Here is a 23094-nt window from a genome sequence, read left to right on the forward strand (position 1 = left end):
TTACCGCGATAAGTGCAAGTAGTTGAAGCCGACGAGCTTGCGTGATCGAATCGGCGTGCTACCTAGGGAGACGCACACATGGTCACGCCGAACTACCAGCGTGTCGCCGATGACCTGCGCGACCAGATCAAGTCTGGTGTGCTCGGTCCCGGCGACAAGCTGCCCTCGACAGCTCAACTTCAGGCCAAGTACGGCGTAGGCAACAACGCCGTCCACATGGCGATCGTCATCTTGAAGGCCGAAGGGCTCGTCTACGGACACCAGGGCAAGGGCGTCTTCGTAACGAAGCCGGAGCAGACCGGGCAGTAGTCCACGAAGGAAGCGCGGGGCAGGACTGCACTCCCCAACGCTCTCGGATAGTGTTCGGTCGGCCACGCAGGCGTAAGGCCGAAGGACCGGCTAGGTCGGCCTGCGTCGCGACTTGTCGTACGGCAACCGCAACCGGGGAGGATCGCATGGCCAGTATCGAGGAAGTCAAAGCAGCGCTTCTTCAGGCCGCCGAGCAGGGAAACACCACACTCAGCCAGATCCGCTCCGCCGCCGAGCACACCGAGCAGGTGCTCAACCGACTCAGGGTCGTCGCCGCCGGGACCAACCACCCCAAGATTGCGGAGGCGATCCAACGCGCCGAGCAGAGCAAGCAGCGTCTGTCCGAGGCAGCCACGTCCATCCAGGGCAGCTCTGCCGCCGCCCGCGAATACGTCAGCGTCCTCGGCTGATCCGCGTCCGACGGAAGATCCCGGTGGACATTAGGCAGGTCAGAGCAACCATCAACCAGGGTGAGCAGGCAGCCAAGCAAGGCATCAGCCTCATCCAGGAGATGCAGGCTCGGATCGAACAAGCTCAAACGTCGGCCGCCGCGACAGCCCACGACAGTGCCCATCGCGAGGTTGAAGCAGGTCTCGGCAAGCTCAAGGAGGCGGTGAAAGAGTCGTCTCGGGTCGCCGGCCTGCTGCACTCTGGTGCGTCTGCCGCCCATGAGTACGCCTCCAAACTCTGATGGCCCGCGTATCGGTGGGGGATGTCGTCGCCCAGTTTCGGGCCGTACTGGGGATCGTCGACGAGGCCGCCATAGGGGCCGCACGCGCCCAACGGGAGGCTGAGCAAACCCAAGCCGCCTACGCAGAGGTGTCCCAAGGCACAGCGGACCGGTTGATGCGTAAGGCGGTTGTGGATTCCCGGACTGCCGCCGAGAAAGCGGGTAAGACTGCACGACTGTTATCGGAAGCTGCCGAGCATTTCACCACATACGTAAACATCATCGCGCCAGGCACCGTGCCACCCCGTTCATCAGCGCCCGAGGCGATTCCGGAGGGCGAACGGGTGGTTTCGGATGCGATGGCCCGGCGCAAGCGGGCAACTGGCTTTCTGGATCGAGCGGCGAGACGTGCTGACGACGTCAAAGACTCCGTCGCCTCGGCCACCAAGGCGGTCGAGGAGGGCACAAAGATCGCCTTGAAGCAGATCAAGGGCGATCGTCCACCTACCGGTGGCGCCCCATCGTCGACAACCACCACATCTACTCCACAGCCCGCTCCTGCTCAATCCCCGCCAGCACACGAGGCCGTCTCCGCGCTCGTCGTCACTGCCCTCGGAGCCGCCCTGGTCGGCCGGGCTGGCATCGACTACATCAAGAAACGGCTCAACAGAAGGAACCAAGATGGCGATCAAAAGTGATGTCGTCGAATTCGCCCGGACTCTGATTCGAGGAGACTTCGAGGCCAACGACCGATACGAGGAGAAACTTGATGCCGAGGGCTGGGACGGCTGGCCCCGCTTCCTGAGCGCGCTCTTCTTCCTCGCGGTCGAACGACGCTTTCAGGGCGGGTATGACGAGGCCGCCGTGATCCACTTCGTTGCCGACCTTCGCGCTGAGACCGTTGATGACGCAGCGCCGATCGACGCATCCAACGCAGAGTCCCTGATCAGGGCAGTGTTCGACGAGTCGGTACAACTTACTGTGACGCCGGAAGCTATGGGCCGGATCCAGACCTTGGCGACTTACAAGATCATCGCCCACGAGAACCTGAGCGACGAGGATATAGACAAACTTCTCGCTGAAGCTAAGGAAATTGCGGAGGAATAGCCGGGAAGGTCACGACGACTTCTGATGCCGTCATGACACGTCGGACAGCCCTCGCAACAACCCAAGCGCCGAGCGGTCGGAGCCGAGTTCGGACAGTTGTGTATCGATGAATTCGGTGTAGAACGCGGCTGGCGAGGCAGGATAGCCGGGCTGCTCCGCAGCGTGCCACTGGTGATGTCTTCCAGCCACGACTCGAAGGTGCCCGCGGTCCGCTGGGCCTTCTTCGCCTCCTCGTGCTCCTCGCGCAACTCCGCGCGTAGTCCGGGCGCTGCCGCCACCTGTTTCCGCAGGTCGTCCACCAGGTTCCTGACCTGCCCTTGCAGCGCCCGCAGCTCGATCACGACCAGATCCTACGGCCGGTTTCGCAGGCCGGCCTAATACTCCGGGCCGAGGCTTGCCCGACGACAGAAGGCCGCCAACCGTGCCACACGCCCGAATCCGCGCCTGCGGCGAGCGCAGCCACTACTCAGGATTAGCGGCCAGTGATCGAGAAGAGACGATCAATGGGGTCCACGACAGCGGCCAGCACCGCGCCGGGCACGAGGGCCGGATCGTCGGCGCGGGTCGTATCTGCCTCGAACGTGGCGAACCCGGGCCCGCTGATCCGCAGGTGAAGTTCCAGCCCAGGGTCCTCTCCACCCAGGTGGTTCGCCACCCGGAGAATCTCGGCATTCGCGGCGACACCAGCGGTGGAGAGCCGACGCGCGTCGCGGCGTGAGCGGGTGACCACCCGCCAGCCGAAGACGCCAAACCCAACACCGACGATCGTCATCAGTACGCCACCGGCGAGTAGGCCCCAGAAGTCCTCGGGTGACCGTAGCCTGTCCAGCGTCATCGCGACGGCGAGTAGTACCGGCCCGGGCAGGCAGATGGCCAGGAACGCCAGTCGGCTGAGTAGCGCGCCGATCGGACCGATGCGCGCTTCCGCTTCCCGAGGCGTACTCATCACTCTGGCACCCTACGACAGCGGCCACGTGACTGACCGAGTCGTTTTCATCCGTCGTGGCGGGTCGTTGCGATGGGGCGTAGGGCGAGGGTGGCCTGCCGCCTCGCCCTCATCGCCTGCCAGCGGGCCGGGGAGGCGGCAAGGGTCCCGCGCTCCGCCGTCGCATCACCAGGAGTTGACGTCGGTTGCCGCCGGCTGGCCGGGGTGGTGGGCGTCGGCACCGTCGGTCGGCTGGCCCGGTCCCGCTCCGAGGCGAATAGTCCAGATGGCGGCGGCGACGAGGGCCGCGTACAGGAGGAAGGTCAACACCGGGGGCCCGACGATCATGCCCCGAACGACCAGCAACGGAGCGAGGACCACCTGACCGAACTCGTAGCTGGCGGCGGTGCCGGATAGTACGAGCACGGCCGCCGCGGTGATCACGATGACGCGGGTGCGGGGGGCGGGTCGCCGCCCGATGGAGCGCCGCGCCAGTGTCACGGCCGCGCTGGCCACCAGGGCCAGCATGATCACAAGGCTGATCGCGCGCGGCCAGTTCGCGTCGACCAGGACCATCAGCCCGTCCAGTACACCCATGACGGGCGCGCAGGCCAGTCGCACCCATCCCGGCCACAGCCTCGGACGCGACTCGATCGGCGCCGTTTCGTGCTGCCGGCCTGGGCTTGTCCCGAGCCGGATCATCCAGATGGCCACGCCGCTGACGACCCCGGCCGGGAGACAGAGGACCAGCGCGATGCGTGGCCCCAGCGCCATGTGGTCCCAGACCAGATCCTCGCCGAGCATCACCGAGGCGATCAGTGATCCCACCGCGTAGCTGGCGACGCTACCGAACAGCGCCAGCATGACCGTCCCGGTGACCGCGATGTCGCGGCGGCGGGTTGGCGGGCCGGCTTCCGGTGCGGATCGCTGCCCGGGCCAGAGCCGTGCCAGCGTCACGGCCGCAGCGGTCACCAGTGCCAGCACGACCACGAGCCCGATGGCGATACCAGCGTCGAACGCTTCCTGGGTCAGGATTATCAGCCACGCCACGACGGCGACGACAGGCGCGCAGGCCAGCAGTGCCCATGCCGGCCACGGCGTCGGACGCGACTCGACCGGGGTCGGGGTCGGGGTCGGGGTCGGTTCGCGCGGCTGGTTCGGTTCGCGTGACCGGGAGCCGACGACTGGCTGATCCGGCTGATCCAGTGCGTCGGATGGTAGGGCGCCGCTGCCAACTGGGCTGGTCTCGGCGATCGGTGCCGCGAGTGTGCGGGGTACGGCATGGAGGGCGCCTTCGGCGACGACGAGTTCGGGATGGTCGAGGGCGGTGGGGGCGATCCGGAGGGTGCGGTGCAGGAGGGAGGCGACCAGGGGTACCCGGGAGGAGCCGCCGACCAGGAAGATGCCGGCGATCTCCTGCCTGGGTACGCCGGCGTCGCGCAGCAGAGTGGCGGTGAGGTCGACGGTGCGGTCCAGGTGGGGGCGGGCCGCCGTCTCGAACTCGTCGCGGGTCACGTGCACGACGGTGTCGACCAGCGGGATGTGCAGGTCGGCGTTGGTGTGCCGGGACAGTTGTTCCTTGGCGGTGCGGGCATCGCGCCACAGCTGCTGGTGGGCGCGCTGGTCGGCGTCGGTCTGCGGCCACTCCAGCCGTCCCCACGCGTCACCGCCGCTGGTGGTGGACGCGCGGGCGTGGGCGACGACGGTGGCGTCGAGGTCCAGACCGCCGACGTCGTCGAGCCCGGCGCTGGCCACCACCTCCAGCCCATCCTCGGTACGGCGGACGATGCTGACGTCGCAGGTGCCGGCGCCGAGGTCGTAGACCACGAGGCACCGGCCGACCGGCAGGTCCTTGCCGAGGACATCGGCGAAATACGCCGCGGCGGCGACCGGTTCGGCGACGAAGGCGCATGCGCCGAGATGTGCCTGTGACGCGGCGGTGGCCAGGACATCCAGGCGGGTACGGCTCCAAGCGGCCGGATGCGTGACCACCGCCGTCTCCGGCGGTTGGCCGGCGACCCGGCGTGCCTCGGCGCCCACCCGGGTCAGCACCGCGACGATCGCGTCGGTGACCGCGATCTCCCGATCGGCGAGCCAGAGCACGCGATCGTCGATCCGCCGCTTCGGGTTGGCCTCGAAACCCGCCGGGTGGGCCGACGCGGCGCGTTCGGCATCCGTCCCGGCCAGCAGTGGGCCGGCATCGGAGCCGGCGAACACCCCGGACGGCAGCAGCGGCGAGGCGTCGAACAGCAACGGCTTCACCCGCCCGTCCGGGGCGGCGAGCACCGCCACCGTCGACGAGGTTCCGAAGTCGAGTCCCAGCCGATATCCACCGATTGCCACCGGATCACCCTACGGCCAGGCTTCGATCCATTGCGGAGTACATCCGGATGCGATGCTCGGCCCTTGCGAGATCGTCGCCTTCAGCTCGTCCGGACCAGCGTGAGCGGCCTGCCCGCGACTTCCTGCCTCACTCCGTGTCCTCGTCGGCAATCCCGACGAGCCCGTCGGTCAGCGGGACCTGGAGCTCGGCCGCAAAATCGCGCAGCCGCCCGGCCAGCAGCTCCGTCCGGTCGTCCACGAAAAGGGTCCCGCCCCGCCCTCCCTCGCGGAGCCGGTGCCACGCCCAGAGCGGGATGCCGTGGCTCTCCAGGATGCCCCGGGCCGTCGGCTCCGCCAGCTCCTTCAACGCCGTCGCCAGGGTCATGTTCGGCGGGGTGGGCAGGACCAGCCGGTTCGCCGGCCGCTTGTCGCCGGCCACCACCGGGCGGAACACCTACGTCCCGCCCGAAGCGATGTGTCAGGCATGAGATGCATGTAGCGCCGATCCTCCGGCGCGACGGCCCGGAGTGCGGCCAGTGTAGGTTCCCACTTGTGACGACACTTTCCCAAGATCGTGTCGGTGGCGATGTCGCTTGCGACATGGATCTGGGAGATCGTCGGCGTGGGGGAGCCGACCGATGACCGGCACCGAGACACCGTTGGAGGACGACAACAGATCCAGCTTGTCGGACAGGAACACGGACAGCTGGTTGGCAGACACTCGGACCTCCTACGACACAGTCGCCGACAGCTACGCCGACTTCGTACGCGACGCACTGGCCAAAGAGCCGTATCTGGGCGCGGCGCTGGCGCTGTTCGCCGACCAGGTCCACGCCATCGGAGGAGGGCCGGTGGCCGACGTGGGCTGCGGGCCAGGACACGTCACCGCTCACCTGCAGAAGCTGGGTGTCGACGCCTTCGGCATCGACCTGTCACCCGCGATGATCGACCTGGCTCGGCGCGAGCACCCCAACCTGCGATTCGACGTGGGCTCGATGACGGACCTGCCCCTGGCCGACGCCTCGATCACGGCCTTGCTCGCCTTCTGGTCGTTGATTCACATCCCTGACGACGCGATCCCCACGGTTCTCGGCCAGTTCCGGCGCGTACTGCGCCCCGGCGGACCACTGCTACTCGGCTTCCACGTCGGCGACGAGTCGCGGCTGAAGACGCAGGGCTACGGCGGCCATCCGATGAAGGTCTACGTCCACCGTCGCCGCCCCGACCGAGTCGCAGCGTGGCTACGCGACGCCGGATTCACGGTCAAGGCCCAACTGCTGATCGACCCCGACGCCAGCGTTCCAGGGGCGGTCCTTTTCGCAAACCACCAGCCCTAAGACCCGTTGCCCGTAATAGATGTCGGCAAAGTCGTCGACCGCGTCCGAACCAAGTTTGTCCAGGTCGAGCGGCAGCTCACTGGTGGTGTCGAAGCCGGTGGCGAGGACCAGTGGCGCTCGGGTCAGCACACTCTTGCCGGAGTTGTTTTGCCGAGGACCACCGTCACCGGAGCCAGCTCGATCTCCTGGCGATCACGGAAGCAGCGGTAGTTCTCCAGCACGAGTTTGCGCAGGGGCATTCCGAAGTGTCTACCAGATCAGAAAGTCATTCAGTGTCCCTGAAGCGTCTACTCTGCACTCATGGACCATGATCGGGCGCCATCCGTGCCGATTCTTGGGCAGCCGGCCCCCGGGCAGCCCTCAGCGGCTCCACCCGGACCGGTCTCCGGCAGCCGCCGCCCAAAACTCGGCTCGGGGATCGTCGCGGGCGGACTGGCTCTGGCCGTACTCTGCTGCGCCGGGGCAGCGGTGCTGACCTTCGTGGCCCGCGACCGGTTCCTCGGCGGCCCGCCTGGCAGCACCACGATCACTGTGGAGGCGGTCGGTCCAGCCGGGACGGTCCCGGACGAGTCTGCGATCGAACGAACCAGCCGGATGCTCGCCGATCGGGCCGAAGCCGCCGGGTTGGCCGACCCGTCGGTGAAGCGTTCCGGCGACCGCCAGATCGTCGTACGGGTCGCCGGAGTCGACCAGGAAGACGAACTGCGCGCACTGGTGGCCGTCGGTGACCTCCGATTCCGCCGAGTACTCGCCACCACGCCCGATCCCGACGGCGGAGCCGCCGCCACCCCGGCAACACCGGCTCCGCCGGGCACACCATCGCCCAGCCGCGAGCAGGTGATCGCCAAGCTCGGTCGGGCTTACGAGGTCGCCCAGTCGCTGACCCGCGATCAGCCCGCTCCGGCCCAACTCGACCCGGAGACCCGGGAAGCGCTCCTCCCGTTCGCGAGCCTCTCCCCCGCCGAAGTCGCCGTACTGCCGGCCGACGTGCTGGCCGTCGTCCCGGAAGTAGCCTGCGCACAACTGCTGGCGCGTCCGGTCGAGGCGCGTGGGGACCCCGGCGAGCGGTCGGTCACCTGCGACCGCGCCGAGCCGCCGAGCAGGTATCTGCTCGACTCTGCCGCACTGTCGTCGGCGGAGGTCCGGGATGCGAAGGCAACGATGGACGAGCAGGGCGGCGGTTGGCTGGTCACCGTCAGCTTCACCACAGCCGGGCAGCAGCGGTTCACCGAGCTGACCCGGGCGGCGTCCAGCGTCCCGGACGGCCTCAACCAGGTGGCCATCGTCGTGGACGACGTGGTGCTCTCCGCACCGGCGGTCACGACCGTACTCACCGGCGACGTCCAGATCTCCGGAAGCCTCACCCGGTCGACGGCGGAGGCGCTGGCAGGCCAACTGCGCTCTGGTGCACTTCCCGTCGCGCTGCGGATCGTCGACCTGACCAGCACCCCGGACTGACAACCCGGGCTCCGGCGTTACAGGCCCGCCTGCGCCGGGCCGGCGGTGGACACCGTCGGCGGGTCGAGCCAGGTGTCGGGTAGCCAGCGGGACTGGCTGGCCGGCGAGACGAGCGGGATCGGCTCCCCGTCCAGCATCGCCGTCTCCGGCCGCCGGACCGGCACCAGCAGCAGCCGGGCCGCCGGCCGGGGTCGGGTCGGCCAACTCCTGGATCACCCGCAACTGTCCATATCGGGCCAGCGGGGCTCACTGCGGGGCGGGCGTGCCGTGCTCCCAGACACACGGCGAACTGCCGATCAGATATATGTCGACCGAGCCCGGTGCGCGGTTGTAGACGGTGACGCTGATCCGGTAGCCGTCGGCCGGGTCCTCGACGCTCAGCCGGGGGTCGCTGCGCTCCCGCAGGTCGTTGACCACCTTGAAGTCGCGCTGTTGCCAGTAGTCGGCCAGCGTCGGCAGTGCCTGGTCGGCTGGCCAGCTCGCCGGGAAGGCCACCTCGTACTGCTGCTCCACGAAGACCCGGCCGGCCGGGCCACCGTCGGTCGGGTCGTCGCACGGCAGCGTGCCGCTGTTGCCGAACGGCTTCAGCTCGGCGCCGGGCGGGAGCTGGGAATGGGCCTCCCGCAGGATCTCCTCGACCCGCTGGGCCGCCTGTACGGCGGTGACGGTGGGCTGCACGTCGTCGTCTCCTCCACATGCCGATGTCGCCAGGCCGGCCACCAGAGCCGCCGCCAGTACGCCGGTGCGCCAATGCCGGGCACCCATCAGGTGACCTTGCCGTTCTGCCCGGTCACGATGTACGCGATGTTCTCCCGGGCCAGGTTCCCGTCGTCCCAGTACGCCGAGTGCGTGGCGCCCTCGTTGTCGGGGTCGCCCGGGTTGCTGCTGAACACCCGGCCGCCGAAGTCCTCCCGGGTCGGATCGTTGCCGTGCGCGATGTCCCAGTCCGGCACCCGCCGGATGATGTCGTGTTCGGCCCGGCTCGCCCACACCTCCTGCGGGGGACGCCCTTGAGTTCGGTCGCCGAGTTGGTGTCCACCCCGGGCGAACCGACGAAGACCACCGCGTCGGCGTTGATCCCGGCGCCGGTGGCGGCGTGCCCGATCACCGTCGAACCGTAGCTGTGCCCGAGCACGACGTTGCGGGAGGGTTCTCCGTCGTGGGTGGCCCGCAGGCCGTTCTGGAACTGGTTGAGTTCCGGCGCACCGCTCTTGGCGGAGCCGTCGAACGGCGCGTTCCAGGCGATCGAGTCCGGCGCGTCGTAGCCCAGCCAGAGCAGCGAGGCAGTCTCCTGGCTCGGGTCGACCCGCTTGGCGTCCAGGGCCATCCGGTCGGCCCGGTCGATGTCGCCGCCCACCTTGGAGAGTTCGGCACCGGTGCCGGGCACGTACGTCAGTCCGATCCCTGCGCTCGCCGCACCGCCGTCGACCTGCCGCTGCGGTCCGGGCCGGCCGCAGGTGACAACCGGGGCACTTCTCGGTCTCATCTGGGACAGCACGATGCCGCCGGACGGTGCTGCGCGGGACCCGAGCCGGACCGTCCAGGTTGGAGAGGGCTCATTGGACCGGCACCCCGCCGTGCCGCTGGCCGGCGCGCTGGTCCGAGCCCTGGTAGTTGTTGGCGGAGTCGATCAGGGACTGTCCGGCCGCCTCGATCCGGCCGCCGAGTCCGTTGAGATATGCCTCCCAGCCGTCGGAGGCCCTGGTCGTCGCGTCGAAGGCGGCCCAGCCGTTCACTCCGGGCCCGCCCGGCGGCAGCAGTTGAACCTCGACCGCCGTGACATTGCGCTTCAGTTCGCTGCCGTGGCCGACGATCTCGCCGCCCAACGTCCGCAACCCGGGCACGTTGACCGCACAGGCTGCGTCATCACGCCTCCCCGTCAGACCTCTCGGGGGCTACCACCCGGCCGACCGGGCCCGTTGGGGAAGAAATATACCAACATCGACCTACGGGCCAGGGCTGGTCAACTGTCCTGGCCCGACTCGAACAGCCTCGGCGAGTTCCCACAGGTGGCGCTCGTCGGTGTCGAGATCGCGGGTGGCCGGATCCACATCGTCAACGGCGCGGCTCACACCGCCGGCGACTCGGTCACTGGCGGGTGTCCATCGACGTCACTGGCGGGTGTCCATCGACGTCTGGAGCGCGCGGCGGGCCTGCTCGCGGGCCTCGTCGGTGTTCTCCGGCTTGGGTTTGGTCGGCTTGGCTGCCATGGCGTGGCTCCTTCCAGGGCGGGCGGCACCGCACGGCGCGGTCCACCGCGACAGGGGTTCTGCTGATCGGCCGGGGTCGGCGGGTCCGGGATCTCCGGACGAGGCGGCCGGGTCGGCGTGAGCCCCGGGTCGGTTGACCCTGGGAGGCAGGCGATCTGCGCGGGGTTGCCACACCCGGGCACGGGTGGGACGGGTGCGACCACAACCCTAGGTATCGTTCAGTTCCCTTACCCAAGTTATCGTTCAGTTCCATATCCTGTGCGGCATTCCCGCCATACGAGACAGTATGAACCGTCAGATCTTGGCGGCTCGCCTGGTCGGCGCGGTGCTGGAGACTTGGAGTCGTTGTGGAGCTGACCGAGGTCGAGGTCGGAGATCCTGCCTCGGCCCTCGCAGCAATACCCGGGGTGCGGAGACGTTCAGCGGGCGAAGAAGTGCCAGCCCATCCACCACCAGAAACCGAACAGGGCGATCCGGCCGACCGGCACCGGACCGACCTCGTAGCGCATGACGTAGGCGCAGACGTCGCCGAAGGTGGGGATCCGGGAGTCCTCCCGGCGGGCCGCCCACTCGACGACCACGAAGAGCAGCAGTGCCACGGTGAACCCGGCGATCGCGACGTATCTCATCGACGTACCAACCCCCAGAACGCGGCGAGCCACGCGAAGTAGCCGACCGAACGGACCAGCGGGTCATCCAGCAGCGGGTCGGCAATCTTGGAGAAGGTCGGGAAGTCGTCCCGGGAGCCGAGCATGAAGGTGCTGGCCTCGAAGACGCCGAAGACGAGTACGGGCAGCAGCCACCAGACGGCGCCGGACCCCAGCCGGTGCGGTACGGGCCGCCGGGGCACCCGGTTGGAGAGCCCGAGCCACACCAGCGCGCCGCCGGTGCCGATGGCGTAGACGTTCGCCTGCGTCGAGAACGACGGGAACTGCCCGCCGATCAGGGACAGAACGGTGAGGGTCGGAACCGTGACGACCGGTCGGTCCCAGGCCCGGGGCACATCCGCAGAGAGCTCCGGCTGCTGTTCCATGCACCGATTGTCCCCGGGCCACCGCCCAGCGGAAAGCTAGATGCCGCCCGCGTCATTCCTGATCTTGGAGGTCGGCCGGGCCGTGCCCGACCTCGGTCGCGCCCCGGGCCAGTTCGGCTCGGATCGCGTCGACGACCTCGGGCGCCGAGCCGTACCCGGTGAACCCGGCCGCCAGCCGGTGCCCGCCACCGCCGAGGGCCACCGCCACCCGGCTCACGTCGGTGGGGCCCTTGCTGCGCATGGAGACCGCCCACTCCCCCTCGGCGACCTGCTTGAGTACGCAGCTCACGTCCGCCTCGGCGGTGCAGCGCACCGAGTCGATCAGCGGCTCCAGAGTGTACGGCCGCTGCCCGTGCCGAGCCAGATCGTCCAGGGTCGCGTACGTCCAGACCAGTCCCCGCCCACCGGCCGCCAACGGCTCCAACTGGGCACGCCCCAGCACGTCACCGTAGAGCCGGACCGCGCCGAACGGCCGGGTGTCGAAGATCCGCCGGGAGATCTCCCCGGGGCGGATGCCGGTGGCCAGCAGCCGGGCGGCCATCTCGTGCACCGCCGGGGTGGTCATGTCGAACCGGAACGAGCCGGTGTCGGTGGCCAGCGCGACGTAGAGGCACTCGGCGATCCCCTGGTCCAGTGGGACGCCGAGCCGAGCCAGCAGCTTCTCCACCAGTACCGAGGTGGCGGCGGCGTCCGGGTCGACCAGGTGGATCCCGCCGAACCGGGTGTTCGAGGCGTGGTGGTCCAGCACGATGGCGGCGTCTGCCCGGTCCAGCCGGTCGGCCAGGTCGCCGAGCCGGGAGACGGCGGCGACGTCGAAGCAGATCACCAGGTCCGGGTCCGGTTCGGCGGCGGTCGCCGGGACCAGCAGGTCGAGGCCGGGCAGCGCCTGGAGCGGCTCCGGCACCTCCGGGCGCCCGGGGAAGGTGGCCTGGAGCTGCCGTACGCCGAGCCGGCGCAGCCCGAGCCCGAAGCCGAGCATGCTGCCCAGCGCGTCCCCGTCCGGGTTGACGTGGCAGATCAGCAGTATCCGGCCATCGGCGGGGAGCCGGGTGATGGCGGAGACCGCCGCCGCCCACTCCGCCTCGGTCGGCTGTTCGGCGGCCGGCTGGGACACGTCGGCGAGCAGTGCGCCGCTCACCGCCGGTCTCCGCCGGTCCCGGCCGAGGGCCGGTCCTCGTCGTCCCGGCCGTCCTCGGTGCCGTCCTCGTCGTCGTCTTCGTCGAGCTTGTAGGGCTGCGCCTCGCCCGCGTACTCGGCCTGGGCGGCCAGCCGCTGCACCTCCGCGTCGGCGGTACGCGCCGCCGCCAGCAGTTCGTCGATCTGCTTGACCTGGTCCTGCACGTCGTCGAGGACGAAGGTGAGGCTGGGCGAGTGACGCAGCCCGAGCGCCTTGCCGACGGTACTCCGCAGCAGCCCCTTGGCGCTCTCCAGCGCGGCGGCGGTGGCCGCCTGGTCGGAGGCGTCGCCGAGCACCGTGTAGAAGACGGTGGCGTCGCGCAGGTCAGGAGTGATCCGGGCGTCGGTAATGGTGATCATGCCGAGGCGGGGGTCCTTGATCTGGGTACGCACCACCGACGCCACCAGCTCCCGCACGCGCTCCGCATGCCGACGCACCTTGGCCTGGTCCGTCATCTCCGCACCTCCACGCCCATCCTGCTTCCGGGCCGGACCGGCGACGCTCCGCGTCGCGGCCGGACCGGCCGACCTGGGAAACACTACCCGCGCATCCTGCGGCCTCGCCGCCGCCGTCACCATTGGCCGTACCGGCCGATTCCCCCTGGCCAGCGGCCGATTCAGTCATCCGCCCCGTGCAACCGGCGCCGTACGGAGAGCAACTCGACCTCCGGTCGGCCGGCGACCAGCCGCTCGCAGGCGTCCAGCACCGTACCGACGTGGTCGGGTTCGGAGGCGACCACGGCGACCCCGATCTGGGCCCGGCCGTGCAGGTCGAGTGCGCCGACCTCGGCGGCCGAGACCTCGAACTTGCGGAGCGCGGCGACGATGGGGCGGACGTAGGACCGCTTTGCCTTCAGGGAGCGCGAGTCTCCGGGCAACAGCAGGTCGAACAGGGCGGTTCCGGTATACACGGCGGGAAGAGTACGCCATCTCCTCCCCATCGCTCGACGCCTTTCCGCGCCACCCGGCACCCGGGTACGGCGTACCGCCCGGCCGGTAGGCACAGCGGTGGCCGGCGGCCCCGAAACGGCCGGTGGCCGGAGCCCCGCAGGGTCCCGGCCACCGGTATCGAACTCGCTCAGGCGCGCGGCTTCTCGCGCATCTCGAACGTCTCGATGATGTCCCCGACCTGGACGTTGTTGAAGTTGCCCAACGTCAGACCGCACTCGAAGCCCTCGCGGACCTCGGTGGCGTCGTCCTTGAACCGCTTCAGCGAGCTGATCGAGACGTTGTCGGCCACGACCGTCCCGTCACGCAGCAGCCGCGCCTTGGCGTTACGGCGGATGACACCGGACCGGACGATACAACCGGCGATGTTGCCGATCTTGGACGAGCGGAAGACGTCGCGGATCTCCGCGCTGCCCAGCTCGACCTCTTCGAACTCCGGCTTGAGCAGACCCTTGAGCGCGGCGTCGATCTCCTCGATGGCCTGGTAGATGACCGTGTAGTACCGGATCTCCACACCCTCGCGGTCGGCGATCTCCCGGACCTTGTTCGAGGCCCGGACGTTGAAGCCGATGATCGTGACCGCCTCGGACGAGGCGCTGGCCAGCATGACGTCGCTCTCCGTGATAGCACCGACGCCCCGGTGGATGATCCGCAGTTGGACCTCCGCCGGAATGTCGAGCTTGAAGAGCGCGTCCTCCAGCGCTTCCACCGAGCCGGAACCGTCGCCCTTGAGCACCAGGTTGAGCGAGGTCTTCTCGCCCTCCTTGAGCTGCTCCATGATCGTTTCGAGGCTCGGCCGCCGGTGCGAGTTGGCGAAGCTCGCCGCCCGCCGCCGTGCCTGCCGCTGCTCGGCGATCTGCCGGACCGTACGGTCGTCCTCGGCCGCCAGGAAGGTGTCACCCGCACCCGGCACCGCGGTCAGACCGAGCACCATGACCGGACGCGCCGGCCCGGCCTCGGAGACCGGCTTGCCGTTCTCGTCCAGCATGGCCCGGACCCGGCCGTGCGCCCCACCGGCGACGATCGAGTCGCCGGCCCGCAGGGTGCCCTTCTGCACCAGCACCGTGGCCACCGCACCGCGACCCTTGTCCAGGTGCGCCTCGATCGCCACACCCTGGGCCGGCCCGTCGATCGGAGCGGTCAGCTCCAGCGACGCGTCGGCGGTGAGCAGGACCGCCTCGAGTAGTTCCTCGATGCCGATACCGGGCTTGGCCGCCACGTTGACGAACATGGTGTCGCCGCCGTACTCCTCGGCGACCAGGCCGTATTCGGTGAGCTGCTGACGGACCTTGTCCGGGTTCGCCTCGGGCTTGTCGATCTTGTTGACCGCCACCACGATCGGCACGTCCGCCGCCTTGGCGTGGTTGAGCGCCTCGATCGTCTGCGGCATGACGCCGTCGTCGGCGGCGACCACCAGCACCACGATGTCGGTGACCTGGGCACCACGGGCACGCATGGCGGTGAACGCCTCGTGACCCGGGGTGTCGATGACGGTCAGCGCCCGGTCCACACCATCGTGCGGCACGTGCACCTGGTACGCACCGATGTGCTGGGTGATGCCACCGGCCTCGCCCTCGACCACGTTCGCCTTGCGGATCGCGTCGAGCAGCTTGGTCTTACCGTGGTCGACGTGACCCATCACGGTCACCACCGGCGGCCGGCTGACCAGCCGCTCCGTGGCGACCTCGGCGTCCAGGTCGATGTTGAACTGCGCGAGCAGCTCGCGGTCCTCGTCCTCCGGGCTGACGATCGAGACCTCGAAACCGAGGTGCTCACCCAGCAGCAGCAGGGTGTCGTCGGAGACCGACTGGGTCGCGGTGACCATCTCGCCCAGGTTGAACATCTCCTGGACCAGCGAACCGGGGTTGGCGTTGATCTTGTCTGCGAAGTCCGACAGCGACGCTCCGCGAGGCAGCCGGATGACCTGGCCCTGACCGCGCGGGGCGCCCGAGCTCATGGTCGGTGCCGACAGGTTGTCGAACTCCTGTCTGCGCTGCTTCTTGGACTTCCGGCCACGGGTCGGCTTGCCGCCCGGACGCCCGAAGGCACCGGCGGCACCGCCACCACGACCACGGCCGCCGCCACCGGGGCGACCGGCACCACCGGCCGGCGCACCGCCACCGGGGCCACCGCGGTAGCCACCACCGGCACCACCGCCGCCACCGGGACCGCCACGGTAGCCACCACCGGCACCACCGCCGCCGCCACCGGCACCACCACGGAAGCCGCCACCGCCGCCGCCCCCACCGGGACCGCCACGGAAGCCGCCACCGCCGCCACCGGGACGACCGGCACCGCCGCCGCCACCACCGCCACCGGGACGGCCGGGGCCGCCACCGGGACGACCGGGACGCTGCGTCGGCATGGACGCCGGGCTCGGCCGGGGCGGCATCGAGGCCGGACTCGGCCGGGGCGGCATGTTGGCCGGGTTGGGCCGGGGCCCACCCGAGGCAGCCGGACGCTGCCCGCCCGGCGTGATGCCGAACGGGTTGTTACCGCCGCTGCGCCCCGCCGGACGGCCACCGGGCCGGCCGGGGCCGGGCGTCGGGGCGCCGGGCGGCGCGGGACGGGCACCCGACGGGGTGCCCGGACGCGACGGAACGGCACCCGGACCCGGCTTCGGCCGGTTCGTGGGGCCGCCGTCGGCCGGCGGCTCCCGCCGGACCGTGTCGTTGCGCTGCTGCCGAGCCGCCTGTGCGGCCTTGACGGTCGCCTCCTGCTCGGCCTTCAACGCGGCCGCACGCGCCTCGGCGGCGGCCAACTCGATGTCGTGCGCGCTCGCCGGCTTGGCGACCGGAGCCGCCGGTTGCGGCGGACCGGGCATCGGGCCCTTGGGCTTCGCCACCGGCGGCGTCGGCCGACGGGGCGGTCCCGGCTTCGCGGCGATCCTGGGCTCCCCCGGACCCGGCGCCGGAGCCGCCTTGGGCGCCGGCGGTGCCGTCGGGGCGGCGGCGGGTGCCGCCGGCTCCGGGGACGCGACGAAGGCGCCACGCAGCCGCCGGGCCACCGGGGCCTCGACCGTGCTCGACGCTGATTTGACGAACTCGCCCATTTCCTTCAACTTGGCGAGAACGGTCTTGCTTTCGACCCCGAGCTCCTTAGCCAGCTCGTGTACGCGGGCCTTGCCTGCCACTGCACTCCTCACTCCGAGGTCGTGCGGGCAGCACCCGCAGCGACCTCACTCGTGCACTTGAAGCCTGGTCATTTCTGGGACTTCATCGTGTGCTCATGTCGGTCGTCCTACCTTGCTCGGGTTCCGTTGCGTCGATCCCGCCCGGCCGGCTGGCCGGTCATGGTCGTCAACGCCTTGGAGGTGCTCGGCCAACTCACTCGCGTCGGGTACGCCAGCGATACGCAGCGCGCGCCCGAAGGCCCGACGCCGCACTGCCAGCGTGAAGCAGGCCGGGTCGGGATGCAGGTGTGCTCCCCGCCCCGGCAGCTTACGGGTCGGATCGGGTCGGAGGCTGTGACCAGTCTCATCGCCGACCGCGACGATCCGCAGCAGCTGGCCGGCCGGCGCTCGTTGCCGACAGCCCACACAGGTGCGCTCCGGCTCCGCGCGTCGTACCACTGGGAAAGTCTACCCCTACCCGGCCGAGATCGCTCCGTCCGCCTCGGCCGCGTGATCAGGACCGCCCTGCCGGCCGGCCGGCGCCTGGGTCGGCATCTGCTCGGTGTCCGGTCGGATGTCGATGCGCCAACCGGTCAACCGGGCGGCAAGCCGGGCATTCTGCCCCTCCCGCCCGATCGCCAGCGACAGCTGGAAGTCCGGCACGGTCACCCGGGCTGTCCGCGTCGTCGCGTCGACCACCTCGACCCGGAGCGCCTTCGCCGGCGAGAGGGCGTTGCCGACGAACTGGGCCGGATCCTCCGACCAGTCGATGATGTCGATCTTCTCGCCGTGCAGTTCGCTCATCACCGCCCGGACCCGCTGGCCCATCGGGCCGATGCAGGCGCCCTTGGCGTTCACGCCCGGCACGGTGGAACGGACCGCGATCTTGGTGCGGTGGCCGGCCTCGCGGGCGATCGCGGCGATCTCCACGGTGCCGTCGGCGATCTCCGGCACCTCTAGGGCGAAGAGCTTCTTCACCAGGTTCGGGTGCGACCGGGAGAGGGTGATCTGCGGGCCACGGAAGCCCTTGACCACGTGTACGACGACGCAGCGGATCCGCTGGCCGTGCTCGTACAGCTCACCGGGGACCTGCTCGGCCTGGGGTAGCACCGCCTCGACCTTGCCGAGGTCGACCGAGACGATGCCCTTCTCGCTGCGCGCCTCGTGCGCCTGTACCACCCCGGTGACCAGGTCGCCGTCCCGACCGGCGTACTCGCCGAAGTGCACCTCGTCGGTGGCCTCGCGGAGCCGTTGCAGGATGACCTGTTTGGCGGTCATCGCGGCGATCCGGCCGAAGTCGTGCGGGGTGTCGTCGAATTCCCGGATCACCGCACCCTCGGCGTCCTGCTCCTGGGCATATACCAGGGCCGCGCCGGTCTTACGGTCGATCTCGACCCGGGCATGCGCCTGGGCCCCCTCGGTGTGCCGGTACGCCGTCAGCAACGCGGTCTCGATCGCCGCGAGAATCGTGTCGAACGGGATCTCCCGTTCGCGCTCCAGGGCGCGCAACGCCGCGAGGTCGATGTTCACCGCTCCTCGCCCTCCACATCTTCGTCGTCGCCGTTGCCGACGTCGTCATAGTCATCATCGCCGGCACCGGTCGGATCGTCGTCGGCGATCTCGTCCAGCCGGCTGAACTCCACCTGGACCCGCCCCGGCCCGAGGTCGGGGTACGCCCAGCCGACCGGTCCGGCGTCGGTCTCCAGCATCACCCGCTCGTCGTCGGCGGCGATCACCCGGGCGGTCAACTGCCGGTCCGCGACCGTCGACGGCCGCCCGTCGACGGCGCCGCGTTGCTCCGGGCGCTTCCCCGGGCCCCGCACGGTCACCTTCACCAGCCGGCCGACGTTGCGTCGCCAGTGCCGGGGCTGGGTCAGCGGCCGGTCCACGCCGGGCGAGCTGACCTCCAACTGGTATTCCCCGGCGACCAGGTCGCCACCGGTCTCCTCCGCCTGGTCGAGTGCCTTGGAGAGGAGTCGGGAGACGTCCGCCACCGCGTCGAGGCTGACCCCGCCGTCGCCGTCCACCACCACCCGGACGACGTACCGCCGGCCGGCCCGGGACACCGAGAGGTCCTCCAGGTCGTAGCCGGCGGCGGTGATCACCGGTTCGATCACGGCACGGAGCCGGAGCCGACGCGCGGACGAGTCCTCGCGGGGACGGTCCGGAGCCCGGTGACCCACTCTGGGCCGACCGGCGTTCCGGCCACGCTGCGTCATCTCCGCCCCTCTCTCGTGATCGCCGGCTCCGCCCGGCAGCCATACCAGCGTGCCACCGGACTGATGCGTCCGGCGGCTGCGCAGAGCGTAACGCGCTGGCCGCCCGAGAGCCCGATCGGCGCACCGACGACCGGCCGTGCGGAGCGTGCTGACCCCGTCGACGGCACCGATGGTGTTGACTTGCCGGGTGCGGATCGGCAACACGAACCAGACGATCGGCGCGACGGGGCGGTCCCGACGCGAAGTGGTACGGGCGGTCGCCCTGGCGGCGCTGGTCGGCGCCACCGGAACCCTCACCGGCTGTGGTCTCTTCGGCGGCGAACCCGATCCGCCGCCCGCGCCGGACCCGCTGGCACCGTTGATCACCGGCGCCCTCGACCTGGCCGGCCGGTACGAGACCACGATCGCCGCGTTCCCCGAGCTGGCCGACCGGCTCCGCCCGGTCGCCGAGGCACACCGCGCGCACGCCGCGGAACTGGCCCGGGTGACCGGCACCGCCCTGCCGAGCGCGACCGCCACCGCCCCGACCCCCGGCACCGGAGCCGGCGGCGTCTCGGAAACCCTGGGGCAGCTCCGGGAGGCCGAGCAGCAGGGCCGGGAGGCCGCCGCGAAAGCCTGCGCCGGGGCGCCGGCCAGCCGGGCCGCGCTGGTGGGTTCGATCGCCGCGGCCCGGGCGACGCACCTGGAGGTGCTCCGGTGACCGGGCGCGGCAACGGAATGGCGGGAGGGCTGGCCTGATGTCCGAGGCACTGGCGGCGGCGCTGGCCGCCGAGCACGCGGCGGTCTACGCGTACGGGGTGATCGGGGTACGGCTGTCCGGTGGCGCTGCCGAGCAGGCCCGTTCTGCCGAGGCGGCACATCGCAGCCGGCGGGACGGGCTCGTGCTGCTCCTCACCGAGCAGGGCGGACCGGTACCGGCGGCCGAGCCGGCGTACGCGCTGCCGTTCGCGGTCACCGACCGGGCGAGCGCGCTGCGGCTGGCGGTAGAGGTCGAGGAGCGGACCGGGGCGGTCTGGCGGGCCGCGTTGCCGGCGACCGAGGGCGCCCAGCGCACCCGGGCGCTGGACGGGCTCACCGACACGGCGGTCCGGGCCACCCGGTGGCGCCGGGCGGCCGGGGTCAGTCCGGCCACCGTGCCGTTCCCGGGCCGCCCGACCTGACCCGCCACGCCCCGGGACTCTCCGCACCCCATCCCTGAACCGAATGCTGGTACGGGCAGATCGCGGCGAGCGTCAGCCGGCACACTGTGTCGATGTCCGCTCTGGGAAGACCGGTCTCCGCGTTCGGCCGGGCCGTACGCCGGCTCGGCCACTCACGCTGGTTCGCCGCCTGCACGCCGATCCTGGTCCCGGCCGACCGGCTGGTCGCCAGGCTGACCCGGGGCCGGGTGGTGGCGCTCGGCCTGGTGCCGTCGCTGCTGATCACCACCACCGGTCGGCGCTCCGGACGGCCGCGCAGCAACCCGCTGCTCTACGTGCCGGACGGCGACGCCTTCGTGGTGACCGGCTCGAACTGGGGTCGCCCCGAGCAGCCTGCCTGGGCCCTCAACCTGCTCGCCGAGCCGAGCGCCACGGTCACCGTCGACGGCACCCGGATCCCGGTCCGGGCCCGGCTGGCCGAGGGCGCCGAACGGGAACGGCTGTGGGCTCTGCTGGTGGCCGAGTGGCCGGCGTACCTGACCTATGTCCGGCGGGCCGGCGTTCGCGACATCCGCGTCTTCCGACTCGAACGGAACCCGTCCCGACAGGGGTAGCTCTCGGAGAAGGTGTCAGCTCACGCCGACGCCGATGAGCCGGCCGACCAGGTACGTCGCGGCGGTGGCCGCCGCGCCGAGCAGCAGTTGCCGGCCGCCGCTGACCCACCACTTCCGGTTGGTGAACCGGGCGACGATCGCACCCGCGACGAACAGGCCGAGACCGCCCACCCCGAGCGCCAGCCAGAGGCTGGAGAAGCCCAGCAGGTAGGTGATCAACGGCACCACGGCACCGACCGAGAAGCAGAGGAACGACGAGAAGGCGGCGGTCCACGGGCTGGGCCGCTCGTCGGCGTCGACGCCCAACTCCTCCTGGACGTGTACCCGGAGCGCCTGTTCCGGGTTGTCCCGGAGCGTCTCCGCGACCTGTACGGCGAGGTCCCGGGGCAGCCCCCGCTCCACCCAGGCGTCGGCGAGTTCCCGGGCCTCGCCGGCCGGGTTCCGCTCCAGCTCGCGCCGCTCCTTGGCGACCTCGGCGGCCACCTGCTCGTTCTGCGACTGCACGCTGGTGTATTCGCCGAGGCCCATCGAGATCGCCCCGGCGACCAGCCCGGCGAAGCCGGTCAGCACGATGTTGCGCGGCGCGGCTCCACCGCCGCCGACGCCCGCGATCAGGGCGATGTTGGTGACCAGCCCGTCCATCGCGCCGAAGACGGCCGGGCGCAGCCAGCCGCCGGAGACGTCGGCGTGGTGGTGCTCGCTGACCGGGGTGGACGCGTCCGTCACGAGAGCGCGCCCGTCACGGCAGGGTGAGGATCTCGTGGCCGTCCTCGGTGACCACGATGGTGTGCTCGAACTGGGCGGTCCAGCGCCGGTCCTTGGTGACCACGGTCCAGCCGTCGTCCCACATGTCGTACTCGTAGGTGCCGAGGGTGATCATCGGCTCGATCGTGAAGGTCATCCCCGGCTCCATGATGTCGGTGGGCCGAGGGCTGTCGTAGTGCGGCACGTAGAGCCCGCTGTGGAACGCCTCGCCGATGCCGTGCCCGGTGAAGTCCCGGACCACCCCGTAGCCGAACCGCTTGGCGTACGACTCGATCACCCGGCCGACCACGTTGATCTGCCGGCCCGGGGCGACCGCCCGGATGCCGCGCATCATCGCCTCGTGGGTCCGCTCCACCAGCAGCCGGGCCGGCTCGGCCACCTCGCCCACGCAGAAGGTGGCGTCGGTGTCCCCGTGCACCCCGTCGAGATAGGCCGTCACGTCGACGTTGATGATGTCGCCGTCCATCAGCACCGTGGAGTCCGGGATGCCGTGGCAGATCACCTCGTTGAGGCTGGTGCAGCACGACTTGGGGAAGCCCTTGTAGCCGAGGGTGGAGGGGTAGGCGTCGTGGTCGACCAGGAACTCGTGCACCAAACGGTCGATCTCGTCGGTGGTGACGCCCGGCTTGCAGTGCTCACCGGCGAGCTGGATGGCCTGGGCGGCGATCCGGCCGGCGACCCGCATCTTCTCGATCGTCTCGGCGGACTGCACGTGCGAGCCGCGCCACTCCTTCGGCCGCTTCTTGCCGACGTACTCGGGGCGGACGATGTGGGACGGCACCTGGCGCCACGGGGAGAGCGTGCCAGGGGTCAACGGCGCACGGACGGTCATGACTTCCACCCTAACGTCGCAGTCCGAGAGCGCTCACGCTTCGGTGACCCGGACGACATCCGGACGTCACCGGACAACCTCACAGCGGTGTGACGTACGCGCCGGTGATGCCGCCGTCGACCACGAACTGAGCGGCGGTCATGAACGAGGCGTCGTCGCTGGCCAGGAAGGCGACGGCGGCGGCGATCTCCTCGGGTTCGCCGAACCGCCCCATCGGTACGTGCACCAGCCGCCGGGCGGCCCGCTCCGGGTCCTTGGCGAAGAGTTCCCGGAGCAGCGGGGTGCCGACCGGCCCGGGGCAGAGCGCGTTGACCCGGATCCCCCGCCGGGCGAACTGCACGCCGAGTTCCCGGGTCAGCGCCAGTACCCCGCCCTTGCTCGCGGTGTAGGCGATCTGCGAGGTGGCCGCGCCCATCAGGGCGACGAAGGAGGCGGTGTTGACGATCGAGCCCCGGCCCTGGCGCAGCATGTGCGGGATGACGTATTTACAGCAGAGGTAGACGCTGGTGGTGTTGACCCGGAGTACCCGCTCCCAGGCGTCCAGACCGGTCTCCAGGATCGAGTCGTCGTCCGGCGGGGAGATGCCGGCGTTGTTGAACGCGATGTCGATCCGGCCGCGCCGGGCCGCGACCTGGTCGAAGAGATCGCGTACCTGGGCCTCGTCGGCCACGTCGCAGGCCACGAACTCGCCGTCCACCTCGTCGGCGGCGGCCCGCCCGGCGTCGGCCGCGATGTCGACGCAGACCACGTACGCGCCCTCGGCGGCGAGCCGGCGCACGGTGGCCAGCCCGATCCCGCTGCCGGCGCCGGTCACCACCGCCACCCGCCCGGCCAGTCGATCACTGATCATCGCCGTACTCCTCCCGGGGATCGCCGTCCCCGGCATCCTCGCCGACGGCGTGGCCGATGGTCGAGGGG

The 23094-nt window shown here is 70.6% G+C and carries 27 protein-coding genes and 1 pseudogene; 10 read left to right on the forward strand and 18 right to left on the reverse strand.

Going from position 1 to position 23094, the window contains the following annotated elements:
• The first annotated feature begins 78 nt into the window (after window positions 1-78).
• The 5 genes from Pma05_RS16590 to Pma05_RS16610 all read left to right on the forward strand — a co-directional run bounded on the left by Pma05_RS16590 (window position 79) and on the right by Pma05_RS16610 (window position 2086).
• Entirely contained in the window at window positions 79-309 is a 231-nt protein-coding gene (locus tag Pma05_RS16590; protein ID WP_203858319.1) for a winged helix-turn-helix domain-containing protein, read from the forward strand.
• A gap of 146 nt (window positions 310-455) precedes the next feature.
• Window positions 456-719 carry a hypothetical protein gene (locus Pma05_RS16595; RefSeq protein ID WP_203858320.1) on the forward strand — a complete coding sequence of 88 codons (264 nt, stop codon included), beginning with the start codon at window positions 456-458 and terminating at the stop codon, window positions 717-719.
• Window positions 720-742: 23 nt separating this feature from the next.
• Complete coding sequence (locus Pma05_RS16600; RefSeq protein WP_203858321.1) at window positions 743-1000, forward strand: hypothetical protein; 258 nt, start codon at window positions 743-745, stop codon at window positions 998-1000.
• The gene (locus Pma05_RS16605; RefSeq protein WP_203858322.1) at window positions 1000-1677 is read left to right on the forward strand and encodes a hypothetical protein; all 678 of its coding nucleotides are present in this window, start codon (window positions 1000-1002) and stop codon (window positions 1675-1677) included. The genes Pma05_RS16600 and Pma05_RS16605 overlap by 1 nt, the downstream gene beginning before the upstream one ends.
• Window positions 1661-2086 carry a hypothetical protein gene (locus Pma05_RS16610; RefSeq protein ID WP_203858323.1) on the forward strand — a complete coding sequence of 142 codons (426 nt, stop codon included), beginning with the start codon at window positions 1661-1663 and terminating at the stop codon, window positions 2084-2086. The genes Pma05_RS16605 and Pma05_RS16610 overlap by 17 nt, the downstream gene beginning before the upstream one ends.
• 472 nt (window positions 2087-2558) lie before the next feature.
• On the opposite strand, the gene Pma05_RS16615 is transcribed toward Pma05_RS16610, so the two are convergent.
• The 3 genes from Pma05_RS16615 to Pma05_RS16625 all read right to left on the reverse strand — a co-directional run bounded on the left by Pma05_RS16615 (window position 2559) and on the right by Pma05_RS16625 (window position 5787).
• On the reverse strand, window positions 2559-3032 hold the full coding sequence (locus Pma05_RS16615; RefSeq protein WP_203858324.1) for a hypothetical protein: 474 nt from the start codon (window positions 3030-3032) through the stop codon (window positions 2559-2561).
• 165 nt (window positions 3033-3197) lie between these two features.
• The gene (locus tag Pma05_RS16620; RefSeq protein ID WP_203858325.1) at window positions 3198-5354 is read right to left on the reverse strand and encodes an Hsp70 family protein; all 2157 of its coding nucleotides are present in this window, start codon (window positions 5352-5354) and stop codon (window positions 3198-3200) included.
• A gap of 127 nt (window positions 5355-5481) precedes the next feature.
• A complete protein-coding gene (locus Pma05_RS16625) occupies window positions 5482-5787 on the reverse strand; it encodes a hypothetical protein (protein WP_203858326.1) in 306 nt (101 codons plus the stop codon).
• A gap of 184 nt (window positions 5788-5971) precedes the next feature.
• On the opposite strand from Pma05_RS16625, the gene Pma05_RS16630 reads away from it, so the two are divergent.
• Complete coding sequence (locus Pma05_RS16630; RefSeq protein ID WP_203858327.1) at window positions 5972-6670, forward strand: class I SAM-dependent methyltransferase; 699 nt, start codon at window positions 5972-5974, stop codon at window positions 6668-6670.
• A 300-nt stretch (window positions 6671-6970) separates the two neighbouring features.
• Window positions 6971-8128: a SecDF P1 head subdomain-containing protein gene (locus Pma05_RS16635; protein WP_203858328.1), complete on the forward strand. Its 1158-nt coding sequence runs from the start codon at window positions 6971-6973 to the stop codon at window positions 8126-8128.
• A 246-nt stretch (window positions 8129-8374) separates the two neighbouring features.
• On the opposite strand, the gene Pma05_RS16640 is transcribed toward Pma05_RS16635, so the two are convergent.
• From Pma05_RS16640 to rimP, 12 genes and pseudogenes are all read right to left on the reverse strand, one after another.
• A complete protein-coding gene (locus Pma05_RS16640) occupies window positions 8375-8893 on the reverse strand; it encodes a hypothetical protein (RefSeq protein ID WP_203858329.1) in 519 nt (172 codons plus the stop codon).
• A pseudogene (locus Pma05_RS16645) lies at window positions 8893-9524 on the reverse strand (alpha/beta hydrolase); the annotation flags it as partial. The pseudogene Pma05_RS16645 and the gene Pma05_RS16640, both read right to left, overlap by 1 nt.
• 160 nt (window positions 9525-9684) lie before the next feature.
• Window positions 9685-9963 carry a hypothetical protein gene (locus Pma05_RS16650; protein ID WP_203858330.1) on the reverse strand — a complete coding sequence of 93 codons (279 nt, stop codon included), beginning with the start codon at window positions 9961-9963 and terminating at the stop codon, window positions 9685-9687.
• 794 nt (window positions 9964-10757) lie between these two features.
• Entirely contained in the window at window positions 10758-10967 is a 210-nt protein-coding gene (locus Pma05_RS16655; protein WP_203858331.1) for a DUF6186 family protein, read from the reverse strand.
• Window positions 10964-11371 (reverse strand): hypothetical protein, encoded by a 408-nt coding sequence (locus tag Pma05_RS16660; protein WP_203858332.1) that lies wholly within the window; start codon window positions 11369-11371, stop codon window positions 10964-10966. The genes Pma05_RS16655 and Pma05_RS16660 overlap by 4 nt, the downstream gene beginning before the upstream one ends.
• A 52-nt stretch (window positions 11372-11423) precedes the next feature.
• Entirely contained in the window at window positions 11424-12509 is a 1086-nt protein-coding gene (locus Pma05_RS16665) for a DHH family phosphoesterase (protein WP_239312488.1), read from the reverse strand.
• On the reverse strand, window positions 12506-13003 hold the full coding sequence (gene rbfA, locus Pma05_RS16670) for a 30S ribosome-binding factor RbfA (protein WP_203858333.1): 498 nt from the start codon (window positions 13001-13003) through the stop codon (window positions 12506-12508). Before rbfA ends, Pma05_RS16665 begins: the two co-directional genes overlap by 4 nt.
• A 161-nt stretch (window positions 13004-13164) precedes the next feature.
• Window positions 13165-13458, reverse strand: coding sequence for a DUF503 domain-containing protein (locus Pma05_RS16675; protein ID WP_203858334.1), 294 nt, complete (start codon window positions 13456-13458; stop codon window positions 13165-13167).
• A 167-nt stretch (window positions 13459-13625) separates the two neighbouring features.
• Complete coding sequence (gene infB / locus Pma05_RS16680) at window positions 13626-16628, reverse strand: translation initiation factor IF-2 (RefSeq protein ID WP_203858335.1); 3003 nt, start codon at window positions 16626-16628, stop codon at window positions 13626-13628.
• A 93-nt stretch (window positions 16629-16721) separates the two neighbouring features.
• Complete coding sequence (locus tag Pma05_RS16685; protein ID WP_203858336.1) at window positions 16722-17066, reverse strand: YlxR family protein; 345 nt, start codon at window positions 17064-17066, stop codon at window positions 16722-16724.
• Between the two features lie 15 nt (window positions 17067-17081).
• A complete protein-coding gene (gene nusA / locus Pma05_RS16690) occupies window positions 17082-18137 on the reverse strand; it encodes a transcription termination factor NusA (RefSeq protein WP_203858337.1) in 1056 nt (351 codons plus the stop codon).
• Window positions 18134-18826 carry a ribosome maturation factor RimP gene (gene rimP / locus Pma05_RS16695; protein ID WP_203858338.1) on the reverse strand — a complete coding sequence of 231 codons (693 nt, stop codon included), beginning with the start codon at window positions 18824-18826 and terminating at the stop codon, window positions 18134-18136. The genes nusA and rimP overlap by 4 nt, the downstream gene beginning before the upstream one ends.
• A gap of 187 nt (window positions 18827-19013) precedes the next feature.
• Between rimP and Pma05_RS16700 the strand changes: the two genes are divergently transcribed.
• The 3 genes from Pma05_RS16700 (at window position 19014) to Pma05_RS16710 (ending at window position 20579) form a co-directional block, all read left to right on the forward strand.
• Window positions 19014-19526, forward strand: coding sequence for a hypothetical protein (locus Pma05_RS16700; RefSeq protein ID WP_239312489.1), 513 nt, complete (start codon window positions 19014-19016; stop codon window positions 19524-19526).
• A 37-nt stretch (window positions 19527-19563) separates the two neighbouring features.
• A complete protein-coding gene (locus Pma05_RS16705; RefSeq protein WP_203858339.1) occupies window positions 19564-19986 on the forward strand; it encodes a ferritin-like domain-containing protein in 423 nt (140 codons plus the stop codon).
• 92 nt (window positions 19987-20078) lie between these two features.
• Window positions 20079-20579, forward strand: a complete 501-nt coding sequence (locus Pma05_RS16710; RefSeq protein WP_203858340.1) for a nitroreductase/quinone reductase family protein — start codon at window positions 20079-20081, stop codon at window positions 20577-20579.
• A gap of 15 nt (window positions 20580-20594) precedes the next feature.
• Here the strand turns inward: Pma05_RS16710 and Pma05_RS16715 are convergent, their stop codons facing one another.
• The 3 genes from Pma05_RS16715 to Pma05_RS16725 form a co-directional block, all read right to left on the reverse strand.
• Complete coding sequence (locus tag Pma05_RS16715) at window positions 20595-21305, reverse strand: VIT1/CCC1 transporter family protein (RefSeq protein WP_203858341.1); 711 nt, start codon at window positions 21303-21305, stop codon at window positions 20595-20597.
• 13 nt (window positions 21306-21318) lie between these two features.
• Window positions 21319-22176, reverse strand: a complete 858-nt coding sequence (gene map / locus Pma05_RS16720; RefSeq protein WP_203858342.1) for a type I methionyl aminopeptidase — start codon at window positions 22174-22176, stop codon at window positions 21319-21321.
• Window positions 22177-22255: 79 nt separating this feature from the next.
• Complete coding sequence (locus tag Pma05_RS16725; RefSeq protein WP_203858343.1) at window positions 22256-23026, reverse strand: 3-oxoacyl-ACP reductase; 771 nt, start codon at window positions 23024-23026, stop codon at window positions 22256-22258.
• Window positions 23027-23094: the final 68 nt, after the last annotated feature.

It is taken from the genome of Plantactinospora mayteni (assembly GCF_016862935.1).
In the GTDB taxonomy this organism is placed as follows: domain Bacteria; phylum Actinomycetota; class Actinomycetes; order Mycobacteriales; family Micromonosporaceae; genus Plantactinospora; species Plantactinospora mayteni.

What these genes read in the sequence shown, in the direction of transcription:
- Pma05_RS16710 (WP_203858340.1), top strand. Translation starts at nt 20,079, where the DNA reads ATGTCCGCTCTGGGAAGACCGGTCTCCGCGTTCGGCCGGGCCGTACGC.
- Pma05_RS16630 (WP_203858327.1), top strand. Translation starts at nt 5,972, where the DNA reads ATGACCGGCACCGAGACACCGTTGGAGGACGACAACAGATCCAGCTTG.
- Pma05_RS16640 (WP_203858329.1), bottom strand. Translation starts at nt 8,893, where the DNA reads ATGGGTGCCCGGCATTGGCGCACCGGCGTACTGGCGGCGGCTCTGGTG.
- Pma05_RS16655 (WP_203858331.1), bottom strand. Translation starts at nt 10,967, where the DNA reads ATGAGATACGTCGCGATCGCCGGGTTCACCGTGGCACTGCTGCTCTTC.
- Pma05_RS16595 (WP_203858320.1), top strand. Translation starts at nt 456, where the DNA reads ATGGCCAGTATCGAGGAAGTCAAAGCAGCGCTTCTTCAGGCCGCCGAG.
- Pma05_RS16615 (WP_203858324.1), bottom strand. Translation starts at nt 3,032, where the DNA reads ATGAGTACGCCTCGGGAAGCGGAAGCGCGCATCGGTCCGATCGGCGCG.
- Pma05_RS16590 (WP_203858319.1), top strand. Translation starts at nt 79, where the DNA reads ATGGTCACGCCGAACTACCAGCGTGTCGCCGATGACCTGCGCGACCAG.
- Pma05_RS16725 (WP_203858343.1), bottom strand. Translation starts at nt 23,026, where the DNA reads ATGATCAGTGATCGACTGGCCGGGCGGGTGGCGGTGGTGACCGGCGCC.
- Pma05_RS16635 (WP_203858328.1), top strand. Translation starts at nt 6,971, where the DNA reads ATGGACCATGATCGGGCGCCATCCGTGCCGATTCTTGGGCAGCCGGCC.
- rbfA (WP_203858333.1), bottom strand. Translation starts at nt 13,003, where the DNA reads ATGACGGACCAGGCCAAGGTGCGTCGGCATGCGGAGCGCGTGCGGGAG.
- Pma05_RS16705 (WP_203858339.1), top strand. Translation starts at nt 19,564, where the DNA reads ATGTCCGAGGCACTGGCGGCGGCGCTGGCCGCCGAGCACGCGGCGGTC.
- Pma05_RS16610 (WP_203858323.1), top strand. Translation starts at nt 1,661, where the DNA reads ATGGCGATCAAAAGTGATGTCGTCGAATTCGCCCGGACTCTGATTCGA.
- map (WP_203858342.1), bottom strand. Translation starts at nt 22,176, where the DNA reads ATGACCGTCCGTGCGCCGTTGACCCCTGGCACGCTCTCCCCGTGGCGC.
- Pma05_RS16660 (WP_203858332.1), bottom strand. Translation starts at nt 11,371, where the DNA reads ATGGAACAGCAGCCGGAGCTCTCTGCGGATGTGCCCCGGGCCTGGGAC.
- rimP (WP_203858338.1), bottom strand. Translation starts at nt 18,826, where the DNA reads ATGACGCAGCGTGGCCGGAACGCCGGTCGGCCCAGAGTGGGTCACCGG.
- Pma05_RS16605 (WP_203858322.1), top strand. Translation starts at nt 1,000, where the DNA reads ATGGCCCGCGTATCGGTGGGGGATGTCGTCGCCCAGTTTCGGGCCGTA.